We start from the raw sequence: 13,980 nt of genomic DNA on the forward strand, positions 1-13,980 counted from the left end.
CCCTTTGGTATATGTTAAAATAACATATGATAGTTTATACAACTTTGGACTGCCGACCTATCACTTTTATTGTAAAAGAAAAGGGAGGAAAGAACTATGGCTTCACCTGAAAATGTTATTTTAGTTCATGAAATTTCAAAGCTAAAAACAAAAGAAGAATTATGGAATCCATATGAATGGTATCGTTTGATGAGGGATAATCACCCAGTTCATTATGATGAAGAGCAGGATGTATGGAATGTTTTTTTATATGATGATGTAAATCGTGTTTTATCAGATTATCGCTTATTTTCAAGTAGAAGGGAGCGCAGACAATTCTCAATCCCTCCTTTAGAAACTAGAATAAATATAAACTCTGCAGATCCACCAGAACATCGCAATGTACGTTCCATTGTTTCTAAGGCATTTACTCCAAGAAGTTTAGAACAGTGGAAACCTCGAATACAGGCTATCGCAGATGAACTTGTACAACATATCGAAAAATGTAGTGAAGTTAATATCGTTGAACAGTTTGCTGCACCTTTACCTGTTACCGTTATTTCCGATTTATTAGGAGTCCCAACAACAGATCGTAAAAAAATTAAAGAATGGTCTGATATTTTATTTATGCCGTATAGTAAAGAAAAGTTTAATGATCTGGATGCCGAGAAAGGGATAGCATTAAATGAATTCAAAGCATACCTTCTACCGATTGTTCAGGAAAAGAGATATCATTTAACCGATGATATCATATCTGATTTAATTCGAGCTGAATATGAAGGCGAAAGATTAACCGATGAGGAAATTGTAACCTTTTCATTAGGTTTACTAGCGGCTGGGAATGAAACCACTACAAATTTAATTATTAATAGCTTTTATTGCTTTTTAGTAGATTCACCTGGAATTTATGAAGAGTTAAGAAAAGAACCTAACTTAATTTCAAAAGCGATTGAGGAAGTATTACGCTATCGCTTTCCTGTTACATTGGCCCGGAGGATTACAGAGGATACAAATATATTTGGTCCTTTCATGAAAAAGGATCAGATGATTGTTGCGTGGGTTAGTGCAGCGAATTTAGACGAGAAAAAATTTTCACAAGCCTCTCAATTTAATGTACATCGAACAGGAAATGAAAAGCATTTAACCTTTGGGCAAGGTCCTCACTTTTGCTTAGGAGCACCACTTGCACGTTTAGAGGCTGAGATTGCATTAACTACCTTTATAAATACTTTTGAAAAAATAGAACTATCTCCATCTTTCTGTTTAGAAAAATGTATATTGGAAAATGAACAAACATTAAAATACTTACCTATTCGATTGAAAGCTAAATAAAAATCTTAACAAGGTGCATACATTTGCATCTTGTTTTTTGTTTCTCAATTGTGAGTTTTCCGAAATTACCTTAATATGGAATTGTATAAAACGTAGAGGAGGATTCTTATGTTGACTTGTAATGGAAGTAAATCATTTCAAAAGTTTATTAAAGGTGTTACAGATCTTATGGAAAACGGTTTATTTGAAGAAGAAATAGTGTGTGGCATTGAAAAGTTACTAGAAGAACTTTTAGAAAAGAAAACATGGCTTCCGTTAGATAAACAGAAGGCCAATTTGACTCAATATGCACGACATTTATTGTATGAAGATCCGCTCAAACGTTTTGAAGTACTAGCTCTCGTATGGAAAGATGGACAATCTACACCTTTACATGATCATGACGGCACATGGGGAGTAGAAGGCGTTTTTTCAGGAAGGATAATGGTGCAGAACTTTATACAAACGAAACAACTTGGAAATTCACTTGTTTATTTAACACATACAGGAAATCTTTATTTGGGAGAAGGAGAAACTGATAAAGTAATTCCACCAGCAGATTGTCATATTCTTGAAATTAGCACAAATGAAAGCGTTATTACGATTCATGTCTATGGAAAACGGTTAGAAAAGTTTAAAGTATATATCCCAACTGAAGAAAAAAATGTGTACATGTATGAGACAAAATACATTAGTTATAATTCATAGTTTAAAATCCAAAGCTTTTTAAAAAGAAAAGCTTTGGATTTTATTTTTAATTATTTCTTGACCTGAAACGCTTTTCATAAATTATAAATAAGAAGTACCACACGAGGATTGTATGAAAACGATACCTAATAATTAATTAGAACTCGTGTATTTATAGAAAGTGGTGAAGAAATAATGAAATTAATCGCAATTGATTTAGATGGAACTCTTCTTTCAGGGAATAAAATGATAAGTAAAGAAAATGCAGAAGCAATTCGAATATGTCAAGAAGCTGGCCATGTTGTAGCAATTTGTACAGGACGTTCTATTGTTGACATTGAGCGATTATTGTTAGAAGTTAATTTAGAGTGTCCAATCATTGCAGAAAATGGGGCTCTTATATATAAGGATAAAAAAATGATGAAGAGATATCCAATTCAAAATATGCAGGCACTTGAAATTGTAGCATATCTTGAAGAGAATGGTTTATATTATCAGCTTTATACTGATAAAGGTGTGTATGTACCGGATTATGGAGTAGAGAGTGTACGTAATGAAATTGAGTATGTGAAGAATTCAAAAGAAAATTTCGACTTGAAAGAGTTAGAAACAATCGCAGCATTATATCTTGAGCATACAGCGTTTCATAGTGCGGAAAGTTGTAAACCAATTGTAGAAACAGACATACATGTGCATAAACTATTACCATTTTCTTATGATATTGAGAAATTAAAAAAACTAAAAGAAACATTTCTTCATAATACAGATTTAGCAATTACATCTTCATATTGGCACAATTTAGAGATTAATCATCGAGATGCTCAAAAAGGGAATGGATTATATACTTTAGCAGAATATCTTAATATTCCGGTTGAAAACACTGTAGCGATAGGTGATGGACTAAACGATGTTTCTATGATGGAAAAAGCGAATATATCAATTGCAATGGGAAATGCAGTTGAAGAAATAAAAGCAATGTGTAAATACGAAACGTTATCAAATGAAGAACATGGTGTGGCACATGCTTTATATAAATATGTAATGTAATTAAAAAAAGAAAAAAGAATCCAAATGGATTCTTTTTTCTTTTTTATTAGGGGTAAGGTATTCTATGAGATTCATAGAAGCCTTATTACATTTTATTATATAGAATATATTGGAATAAATGTTTATATTTTTCATGGGAAATGTGAATATTTTATGAACTTTATACTTATTGCATGTTTATACCGCTATTAGTAACGTGTATGACTCTCGAGTAAAAATTCAGTGAATGTAAGGAGGAATTCAAGTTATCTAGATAATAAGTGAGGAATCAACGAAATATATACTAATTAAAGGTATATTCAGTATATATATTCTTTTCTTTTTTTAATTGAAAAATAAAATTTGTTCGAATAATTATTCTACAGCTATATACCTACACTAGCTTTCTTCGTATAATGGAGAAGTATGAATTTTAGATTTGTATTAATTTTACATATTGAGGTGAAAAAGGAATGAATTCGCGGCTAATGGAACTTATTGATGTGAGTACAATAGAAACCATGGCAGAACAATTTTATAAATTAACTAACATATCACATCAACTTCTTGATGCTGAAAAAGAGTGTGTTTTTTCATTCGGCATGAATGAGATAAAAAAGAGTAAACTTCCAAAGATTGAAATCCCCATTTTCTTATACAATCAACATTTAGGATCTTTTGTTGTATGGTCCAAAAAAAGTGAAATTTTCAGTTGTCAAAAATACTTTGAAATGCTCTCAAGTTTAATTTTAGATAGTGCAATAAAAGTATTTCAAAGTAAAAATACAACGTTGCTTTCTCAGAAAGAGGAGGAACTACATACGATTTTACAAAACATGCCTGTTATGGTCGATGCGCTTGATTATAATGGAGATTTTGTTTTGTGGAATCGAGAATGCGAAATTGTAACAGGTTATACCGCTGAAGAAATAATTGGAAATCCCAATGCACTGCAATTATTGTATCCTGATCATAATTATCGCCATCAAATACAAAAGAAATTTTTAACTTGTGGAAAAAATTCCAGAGATTGGGAAATGCACTTAACATGTAAAAATGGTGAAATCAAAACAATAATGTGGTCGAATATATCAGAACAGTTTCCTGTAACAGGATATAGTTATTGGGCTGTTGGTGTAGATATTACACATTTAAAAGCGATAGAAGAGCAGTTAAAACAACAAACATCTGAACTGGAATTAATTTTTAAAGCTTTACCAGATTTATGTTTCTTAACAGAAGATGATGGCACAATTATAGATTACAAGGCAGGATCTCCTACAAAGTTTTACGTACCCGCAGAAGCTTTTATGGGAAAAAAGTTTTACGAAGTATTACCAACGTCAGTAGCACAGCAGTTTCAGGAAGCCATTAATCAAGTGAAGGAAAAGGAACGAATGTAATTGTAGAATATCCACTCACACTTAATGGAAGTATTGATTTCTTTGAGGCTAGGTGCTTACCATTATTACATGATAAAATTATGATTATTGTACGCGACATTACAGAGCGAAAAAAGACAGAAGAATTGCTAAATAAATCAGATACGCTTGCAGCAATTGGTCAATTAGCAGCTGGCGTGGCTCATGAAGTAAGAAATCCTTTAACTGTAATTAAAGGTTTTATACAGTTATTTCAAATTAATAAAGAAGATCAAGAAAGATATTTTGATCTTATGCTTTCTGAAATTGAAAGGATAGAAGCAATCCTGCAAGAATTTCTATCAATCGCTAAAACAGATGAGATAAATACAGAAAAGAAAAATATTTATCGAATTTTTAAAAATGTCGTATCGTTAATGAATACAAAAGCAATTATGAAAAATATTCAAGTTGAACTATTTACGGATGACAAAGATATAATTATTGAATGCTCAGAAAATCAATTGAAACAAGTATTTATTAATATTTTGCAAAATTCAATCGAAGCTATGCCAAATGGTGGGGAAATTTCAATTCACATAAAAGAAATAAATGATGATGGTGTCATCATTCATGTAATAGATGAAGGAATAGGAATACCTGAAGAAAGAATTAAGAGATTAGGTGAACCTTTTTATAGTACGAAAGAAAAAGGGACTGGTATTGGATTAATGTTAAGTTATAAAATTATTGAAAGTCATCGAGGGACAATTAGTATCATGAGCGAGGTTGGTGTCGGGACAACAGTAACTATTTACTTACCGAAAGTACTAAGTAAACAATCTCTTTCTAATTGTGACGACAAATGTATAGCAATACGCACTAGTAGTAATTCTTAAATCAATTAATACCCAATAACAAAGCGATTAGTGAAAACTAAGCTTTTTGTTATTGGGTATTTTTTATATTTAATTTAGTAAACTTTACCTTTTCTTTACCTTTGTTTTAATTTCTATTAAGTTTTAAACATTATATTAATATTTGTACAAAGCAATGTATAGAAATTGTACATTACTTTTAATATAGAAATGTGATTATTATTTGAAATATTGTAAGGAGGAGATTATGACAAGGTGAAAAAGCAAGAGAAGAAAAGTGGTAGAGTAGTACCTCTCCGGTTAAATATTTTATTCCTTTGTGTATTTTTATTATTTTCTGGCATTATTATTCAGTTAGGGAAAGTGCAAATTTTTGATGGAGAAACATATAAAAATGAAGTAGAGAAGAGAGAAAATGCAACCGTGGGCCTTTCTGTACCACGTGGGAAAATATTTGATCGTGAAGGAAATCCAGTAGTTGATAATAAGTCTTTACGTACGATTACATATACAAAGGTGAAAGGTGTAAAACAAGAAGAAATATTAAAATCAGCAAGACAACTTGCAGATATTATTGAAATGCCACAAGAAGATATAGATAAGTTAACTGAGACTGATAAGAAAGACTTTTGGATGCAATTAAATCCAGAACTTGCTCAAGACTTAGTATCAAAAACAGAAATAGATAAGTTCCGAGATAAGGATATTACCGGAAAAGAGCTAGACAAAAAAATAGAAGATTTAAAAAGGAAACGCGTTACAGATAAAAATCTTCAAGAACTAACGGCTAAAGATATAGAAGTGTTAGCTATTAAAAGTAAAATGACCTCAGGTTTTCAAATGGCACCTCAAATTATTAAAAAGGACGTTAGTGAACAGGAATATGCGGTGATTAGTGAAAATTTAGCGAACCTTCCAGGAGTAGACGCATCAGTTGATTGGGAGAGAATCTATGTAAATGATGGATTATTCCGTTCTGTCCTTGGTAACGTTTCAAATGCTGATGAAGGATTGCCACGTGAACGATTAGATTATTATTTAGTGCGTGATTATAGCCGAAATGATAGGGTCGGCAAAAGTTATATCGAACAGCAATACGAAGATGTACTTCATGGTACAAAAAAAGAAGTAAGAAGCATTGCTGATAAACAAGGAAATACTATTAGAACGGAAACGGTTTCGGAAGGGAAAAGCGGTAAAAATTTAACTTTAACAATAGATATGGAATTGCAAAAAAAAGTAGAGGAGAGCATAGAAAAAATATTAAAACAATATAAAGGATCAGAATCAATGTTAGACCGTGCTTTCGTAGTGATGATGAATCCGAAAAATGGCCAAGTATTATCGATGGCTGGGAAAAGGCTTGTAGAAAAAGACGGGAAAATGGAAGTTGAAGATTATGCTTTAGGCACGCTGACAAGTTCATATGAGCTTGGATCAACGGTTAAAGGTGCGACAGTGTTAACAGGGTTTGAAACAAATGCAATAACTCCTGGAACACATTTTTATGATGCACCTATGAAATTTAAAGGAACTAAGGAAAAGAAGTCTTGGAAAAATTTTGGTGATATAGACGATCTAAGAGCGTTACAAGTTTCTTCAAACGTTTATATGTTTAATATAGCATTAAAAATTGCTGGCGTGGGTTATGTGAAAAATAGTTCACTAGATATTAAACAAGAATATTTTGATAAAATGAGGTATTATTTCAGGCAATTTGGACTAGGCGTACAAACTGGTATTGATTTACCAAATGAAACCGCAGGACAAATTGGAAGAAAAGATAATCAGCCTGGTTTCTTATTAGATTATTCTATTGGACAATATGATACGTATACACCACTTCAGCTTGCACAATATATTTCGACTATCGCAAATGGAGGGTATCGAATGAAACCACAAATTGTTCAAGAGATTAGAGAACAAACCGTTCAAAAAGATGAGGTTGGTAAAGTAGTACAATCAATAGAACCCGTTGTTTTAAATAGAATCGATATGAAACAAGAATATATTAATCAAGTAAAAGAAGGATTTAGAAAAGTATTTCAAGAGGGAGATGGAACGGGAGTAAGAGCATTCCAAAAAGCACCATATAAACCAGCTGGTAAAACAGGGACCGCACAAACTGTATATGGTGGAGAAAATGAAATTGGGCGAAATGCGAAAGGTGATCGTAGAGAATGTTATAACTTAACATTGGCTGGATATGCGCCATATGATGATCCAGAAGTAGCATTTTCTGTTGTAGTACCATGGGTTGAAAATGATAAATCGGGCATTAACTCCGATATTGGAAAAGAAGTTTTAGATGCTTATTTTGATTTGAAAAATAAGAGATTAACTGGTGAAGCGCCAAAAACAGATGCCTCTAAAGAGAATTAAAATGTACGAAACGTCTCTAGCATTCCTGTAAACTAGAGGCGTTTTTATCTGGGAATAGATTAGAAATGGGGTATATATGAAGCTGTTTATTCTAAAATATTGGAGGAACATATGTAGCTACATATTCATTATAATAGGGGTTATTTTTATTAATAAGTCCTTTTTATTTTGTATGGTAGAAGGAATTTCGATGCAACCTACTTTGAATGAAAAAGATTATATACTTGTTAATAAGGTAAACGTCTGTTTATCGTCTTTTCATCATGGAGATGTTGTCATTATAAAAAAAGAAGACGCGCCTACTTACTATGTGAAACGAATTATTGGATTATCGGGGGATAACATACAACTAAAAAAGGATGAGGTATTTATTAACGGTAAAAAGCGTGATGAGTCGTATATACATTTAGATATGTCACAAGTATCCAATCGTTTTTCAAATTTTAGAGAAATAAAAGTTCCTACGCATAAATTATTTGTGTTAGGTGATAATCGTAATCATAGTAAAGATAGTAGGAATACACTTGGACTTATTGATGAATCAAATATAATAGGTAAAGTAGAAATGGTATTTTATCCATTTGATCATATAAAATGGATAAAATAATTCTATTAACGATTCACATTTTATAAAATAAATCATATATTGATAGCATAGGACAAGCAGAAACGCTTGTTCTAACCTCACAGAACACTCCTTATCACGGTTAGGCATCTACATAGGTAGATGCTTTTTTTATGTTGATGACTGAAAATTATTTATCAATATAATGTAGCAAGCATATTAGAACTATTAGGGGAAGATTACTTGTACAAATAACAGTATGCTTAATTAAAACAGTGAAATGTAAGGAGTGAGGAATAAGTGCTAAATATTTTAGTAGTTAATTTTCCAGCAGAGGGGCATGTAAACCCTACATTAAATTTAGTAAAAGCCTTTACTGAACGAGGGGATAACGTACATTATATTACAACGGCAAACTTTAAGGATAGAATTGAAGATTTAGGAGCTACTGTACATACTCATCCGGATCTATTAAAAGAGATTTCTATTGATGCTGAAACCTCATCTGGGTTAAATGCTTTCTTTCATGTGCATGTTCAAACTTCTTTATATATATTAGAAATTACGAAACAATTATATGAAAGTATAAATTTTGATTTCGTAATTTATGATATATTTGGCGCAGGAGAGTTAGTAAAGGAATATTTACAAGTTCCAGGTGTAGTGTCCTCACCTATATTTTTAATTCCGCCAGAATTTTTGAAGACATTACCTTTTCATCCAAATGCAGATATGCCATTTCAACCAGAGGAAATCTCTGAAAAATTACTAAATCAGATGGAACATAAATTTGGAGTAAAACCAAAGAATAATCTTCAATTTATGAATAATAAGGGTGATGTTTGTCTCGTATACACAAGTCGTTATTTCCAACCTAATAGCGAATCGTTCGGGGAAAATAACATTTTTATTGGACCGAGTATTTCAAAGCGTAAAACAAATATAAAGTTTCCACTGGAATCACTTAAAGAAAAGAAAGTTATTTATATTTCAATGGGAACACTGCTTGAAGGACTCGAACCATTCTTTAATACTTGTATTGATACTTTTTCAGATTTTGATGGGATAGTTGTAATGGCAATTGGTGATAGAAATGATATTTCTAAAATTAAGGAAGCACCAGATAATTTTATAATTGCTCCATACGTACCTCAATCAGAAATATTAAATAAAGCAGATGTTTTTATTACACATGGTGGTATGAATAGTGTACACGATGCCATTCATTATAATGTCCCATTTGTAATAATACCGCATGATAAAGATCAGCCAATGATAGCGCAAAGATTAACTGAGCTTGAAGCGGCACATAGACTATTGAAAGAACATGTTAATGTACACACTTTAAAAGAGGCCGTAACAGATGTACTTTCAAATGAAAAGTATAAATATGGTATAAGAAAACTTAATGATAGCTTTTTAGAATGTGGTGGTTCAAAAGAAGCGATTGCAGTTATTGAATCTCTTTTAAATAAAGTAAAACTTTAATTGGTGGGGCTTTACTGCCTGCAAATAGCGGGATAAATAGTCGTAACTGTATACAAGCATAGAGGTTCTCACCTTTATGCTTGTGTATTCTTATCCAGCAAATTGTACAGCAATATTTGCATGTAAAAAAGCAGTATCAAAAACGGGAACAGTAAGATCATTTTGGGAGATGAGTAAAGGTATTTCAGTGCAGCCTAATAATATACCTTCAGCACCGTTTTGAATTAATGATTTTGTAATTTGTAATAACCTTTTTTTAGATGTTTCTGAAATGATCCCTCTACTTAATTCATCTAATATGACATGGTGGATAAAAGTTCTTTCCTCGTCATTTGGGATAATTGTCTCAATGTTATATTTCGCTAATCGTGATTTATAGAAATCTTGCTCCATCGTTTGTTTTGTTCCTAATAGTCCGATACGTTTTATATTCTGTTCTACCATTTCTTTAGCACTTACATCACCAATGTGAAGAAGCGGGATAGATATTGCTTGTTCTACCTCCTCGGCAAATAGATGTACAGTATTTGAACACATTAATAAACATTCAGCCCCAGATTTTTCAACTTTCTTTGCAACTGTAACTAGTTCATTTTTCACTTCTTCATATTGATGGTTTTGTAATAAAGTAGTTACTTCACCAAAGTCCATACTATATAAAATTAGCTTCGCATTTTGATCGTATTGAGAGAGTGTAAGTGTATTAATATGTTTATAGTATAATGATGTAGATTCCCAACTTAATCCTCCAATCAAACCAATAACTTTCATAATGCATTCCTCCCGAAACGATTTTGAATTCATTATTTCATAATTCCGATAAGAATACAATGATTTAAATGTGCTATTTAATAAAAAATAAAAATAGTAAGAAAAGTGTTGAAATTTACATTCTTCAGTGCCATAATACGAATTACAAATTAATACTTATCCAGAGAGGTGGAGGGAACGGCCCTAAGAAACCTCAGCAACCCCTATGCAATTTTATAGGAAGGTGCTAATTCCGCAGAGGACACGATGTGTTTTTTGAAAGATAAGAGGATTCTTGAAAGTGAAAGAAAGTGACCTCTTATGTAAGAGGTCATTTTTTTGTTGTATAGAAAGGGAGTGTCGATGCATAATTCATTTTTAAATTAAATATAGAGTAATAAAAGTTGACTAATATGAGAGGGGAATTGTCATGAATAAATTATCAACAAAGTTAGTAGTAGCAATCGGTATTGGAGCAGCATTATACGGGATATTAGGACTTTGGGGATTTTCTATTGCACCGAATACATTTATTAAACCAGCATTAGCTATATTAACTGTTTTTGGAGCATTATTTGGTCCAGTGGCAGGACTGTTAATCGGACTTATCGGTCATACCGTAACAGATACGATTGCTGGATGGGGTATTTGGTGGGGATGGGTTATTAGTTCAGGAATTATTGGTTTTTCAATGGGGCTTATTCAAAAAAGAGTTGGTTTTAGTGTGAAAAACGGGTCGTTTAACAAGGGGGATATTTCTTATTTAGCAATTACTGGGCTAGTTGGTATTGTCATTGCTATTATATTTGCTGGGGCATTCGATATTATTGTGATGGGAGAACCATTTGACAAAATTGTTATACAAGTATTAGGAGCAACAATTTCCGATGTCATCGTTTTCTTAGTACTTGGATTGCCACTTACAATTGGTTTGGCGAAATCCAATAAGAAACATACACATTTAAAAATTGAAAAGTAGGGATGTTAACATGCAACCAATTATTTCGTTTGAACAATTCACCTTTCAATATGGGCATGCTGCGCAGCCTACTTTAAGTGATATTACCTTTCATATATACCCTGGGGAAAAAGTGCTAATTGCTGGACGAAGTGGTTCAGGAAAGTCGACATTAGCTCATTGTATAAATGGGCTAATCCCATTTTCTTACGAAGGGAATAGCACAGGTAACGTTTTAATTGCCGGTAAAGACCCAAGGGAAGGAAGTATTTTTGAACAAAGTAAACAGGTAGGAACAATTTTACAAGATCAAGATGCTCAATTTATTGGTCTGACAGTAGAAGAAGATGTAGCTTTTTATTTAGAAAATGAATGTGTAAAGCAAGATAACATGAAAAAGATTGTTTCGGACTCATTAAGAAAGGTGAAGATGCATACGTTTCATAAACAAAGTCCACATGAATTATCAGGAGGTCAAAAGCAAACAGTTTCTCTTGCTGGTTTATTAACAACAAATGCGGATATATTATTGTTCGATGAACCATTAGCGAACTTAGATCCACTAAGCGCCATACATACGATAGAACTTATGAAAGATATACATGAGCAGTATAATAAAACGATTGTTATTATCGAACATAGGATAGAAGAAATTTTAAAACTGGATTTAGACAAAGTTATATTAATTGATAAAGGTAAAGTCATTGCGATGGGAACACCAAAAGAAATCTTAGCGTCAAATATATTACCACGTATTGGCTTAAGAGAGCCTATTTACATCGAAGCATTAAAGAGATTACATTTTGATCGTAATAATGGCGTAATATATCCAATGGAAAACCTTCAAAAAGAAAAGGTAAGCAACGTTATAAAAGAGTGGATGGAGAAACAAGTCATATTAGAAAGGAATGCTAAAAACAAGGAATTACTTAAAGTGGAGAATTTATCATTTTCATACCCTAATAAACAAAAAGTATTAGAAAATGTAAACCTTTTAATATATGAAGGAGAAATTGTGGCACTGTTAGGACATAATGGAGCAGGGAAATCAACATTAGCTCATAGTCTTATAGGTATAAACAAAATGAAAAATGGGAAAATTGTGTTAAAAGGTGAAGATATTAGTTCTTGGTCTATTCGTAAACGTGGGGAAATCATATCTTACGTGATGCAAAATCCAAATCATATGATTACACAGTCTACTGTTTTTGAAGAAGTTTCATTTACATTAACATTACATAATTTTTCTAAGGAAGAAATTAAGAATAAAGTAGAAGGGATTTTAAAAATTTGTGGTTTATATCCATTTCGTAATTGGCCAATTCAAGCACTAAGCTATGGGCAAAAAAAGAGACTAACAATCGCATCTGTATTAACAACAAATCCTAAGCTTATCATATTAGATGAACCGACAGCGGGACAAGATTATTATCATTATAAACAATTTATGTCGTTCATTAAAAACCTAGCTAAAAAGGGAATTTCATTTGTTGTTATCACTCACGATATGAATCTCGCGCTAGAATATACAGACCGTGCAGTAGTTCTACATGAAGGGAAAATTATTGCGGATAATACAGTGTTTGATGTATTAGGCAATCAAGAAACGTTACAAAGAGCCAACTTAAGAGAGAGTTCTTTAACCAAGCTTATTAAATTTAGTGGGATTGCATGTCCAGAAAAATTTATGGAGCTTTATTTAGACAGTAATAGGAGGGAGGAAGGTGCATAGTACATATTTTCATCGTATGGATGGGGTAGTGAAATTGTTTTTATTTATTTTTTGTATGACGCTTACTTTTTTGTTTTTTGATTTTCGGGTGTTGCTAATATTATTTATTATTGGGTGTATCGGACTCAGCATTGCTAAAATTCCATTTCGTAAAATTTTAATTGTTTTTAGTGTCATATTTACATTTAGTTTATTAAACTCTGTCATGATTTTATTTATTACACCAACTCATGGATCTGAATTAACTGAATCATATACCGCGTTTTTACATGTTGGATATGCAACGATTACATATGAAACATTATTTTATGCAGCTACACTTTCATTAAAGTATTTTACGTTATTACCATTTACACTTCTTTTTATTTACACGACAGATCCAAGCGAATTTGTAAGTAGCTTAAGTAAACTTGGTATTCATTATAAGATTACATATGCAATAAATATTGCACTACGTTATATTCCTGACATCCAGTCTGAGTATAAAATTATTAAACACGCGCAAGAAGCGAGAGGAGTGGCTTTTGAAAAAGGAGAAGCAAGTTTATGGGTTCGTATGAAGAACCGTGTTTTAATTTTCTGGCCACTAATCATTCATTCTCTAGAAAGAATAGATACGGTTTCAAATGCAATGGATTTAAGAGGATTTGGAAAGAAGGATAAACGTACATGGTTTTATACAAGTAAGGCGAAACGTGAAGATTTCATCGCTTTATTTGCCGGTATTTTCATATTTATTGTTGCGGTATATTTAAAATTAAACGTATTTCAAAACTTTTGGTATCCATTTTAAAGCACTCTTTAAACGAGTGCTTTTACTTATTTTTATGTAGACATGCTCAAAAAAGGGATATATACATAAT

At 32.0% G+C, this 13,980-nt stretch carries 10 protein-coding genes, 1 pseudogene and 1 riboswitch; of the genes and pseudogenes, 10 read left to right on the top strand and 1 reads right to left on the bottom strand.

Annotated features, from left to right (window positions below):
- Positions 1–96 precede the first annotated feature (96 nt).
- The 7 genes and pseudogenes from MHH55_RS07140 to MHH55_RS07170 all read left to right on the top strand — a co-directional run bounded on the left by MHH55_RS07140 (position 97) and on the right by MHH55_RS07170 (position 9,677).
- Positions 97–1,311, top strand: a complete 1,215-nt coding sequence (locus tag MHH55_RS07140) for a cytochrome P450 (RefSeq protein WP_078187642.1) — start codon at positions 97–99, stop codon at positions 1,309–1,311.
- 108 nt (positions 1,312–1,419) lie between these two features.
- The gene (locus MHH55_RS07145; protein ID WP_000954438.1) at positions 1,420–1,998 is read left to right on the top strand and encodes a cysteine dioxygenase family protein; all 579 of its coding nucleotides are present in this window, start codon (positions 1,420–1,422) and stop codon (positions 1,996–1,998) included.
- 174 nt (positions 1,999–2,172) lie between these two features.
- Entirely contained in the window at positions 2,173–3,024 is an 852-nt protein-coding gene (locus tag MHH55_RS07150; RefSeq protein WP_078187641.1) for a Cof-type HAD-IIB family hydrolase, read from the top strand.
- A 452-nt stretch (positions 3,025–3,476) separates the two neighbouring features.
- A pseudogene (locus tag MHH55_RS07155) lies at positions 3,477–5,263 on the top strand (ATP-binding protein).
- 234 nt (positions 5,264–5,497) lie between these two features.
- The gene (locus MHH55_RS07160) at positions 5,498–7,624 is read left to right on the top strand and encodes a peptidoglycan D,D-transpeptidase FtsI family protein (protein WP_000743775.1); all 2,127 of its coding nucleotides are present in this window, start codon (positions 5,498–5,500) and stop codon (positions 7,622–7,624) included.
- Between the two features lie 76 nt (positions 7,625–7,700).
- Positions 7,701–8,231, top strand: a complete 531-nt coding sequence (lepB, locus tag MHH55_RS07165; protein ID WP_078404617.1) for a signal peptidase I — start codon at positions 7,701–7,703, stop codon at positions 8,229–8,231.
- A gap of 258 nt (positions 8,232–8,489) precedes the next feature.
- A complete protein-coding gene (locus tag MHH55_RS07170; protein WP_078187833.1) occupies positions 8,490–9,677 on the top strand; it encodes a macrolide family glycosyltransferase in 1,188 nt (395 codons plus the stop codon).
- A 90-nt stretch (positions 9,678–9,767) separates the two neighbouring features.
- Here MHH55_RS07170 and MHH55_RS07175 read toward each other — a convergent pair whose 3' ends face one another.
- Positions 9,768–10,448, bottom strand: coding sequence for an aspartate/glutamate racemase family protein (locus tag MHH55_RS07175; RefSeq protein ID WP_075677068.1), 681 nt, complete (start codon positions 10,446–10,448; stop codon positions 9,768–9,770).
- A gap of 153 nt (positions 10,449–10,601) precedes the next feature.
- A riboswitch (SAM riboswitch) is annotated at positions 10,602–10,717 on the top strand.
- Between the two features lie 140 nt (positions 10,718–10,857).
- Between MHH55_RS07175 and MHH55_RS07180 the strand changes: the two genes are divergently transcribed.
- From MHH55_RS07180 to MHH55_RS07190, 3 genes are read left to right on the top strand one after another with little or no spacing between them, the layout of a single operon-like run.
- On the top strand, positions 10,858–11,406 hold the full coding sequence (locus MHH55_RS07180) for an ECF-type riboflavin transporter substrate-binding protein (protein WP_001038210.1): 549 nt from the start codon (positions 10,858–10,860) through the stop codon (positions 11,404–11,406).
- A gap of 10 nt (positions 11,407–11,416) precedes the next feature.
- Positions 11,417–13,117 carry an ABC transporter ATP-binding protein gene (locus MHH55_RS07185; RefSeq protein ID WP_078187831.1) on the top strand — a complete coding sequence of 567 codons (1,701 nt, stop codon included), beginning with the start codon at positions 11,417–11,419 and terminating at the stop codon, positions 13,115–13,117.
- Positions 13,110–13,910 carry an energy-coupling factor transporter transmembrane component T family protein gene (locus MHH55_RS07190; protein WP_000556372.1) on the top strand — a complete coding sequence of 267 codons (801 nt, stop codon included), beginning with the start codon at positions 13,110–13,112 and terminating at the stop codon, positions 13,908–13,910. The genes MHH55_RS07185 and MHH55_RS07190 overlap by 8 nt, the downstream gene beginning before the upstream one ends.
- Positions 13,911–13,980: the final 70 nt, after the last annotated feature.

Origin of the sequence: Bacillus sp. FSL K6-2944 (assembly GCF_038005385.1) — a bacterium.
Taxonomy (GTDB): domain Bacteria; phylum Bacillota; class Bacilli; order Bacillales; family Bacillaceae_G; genus Bacillus_A; species Bacillus_A cereus.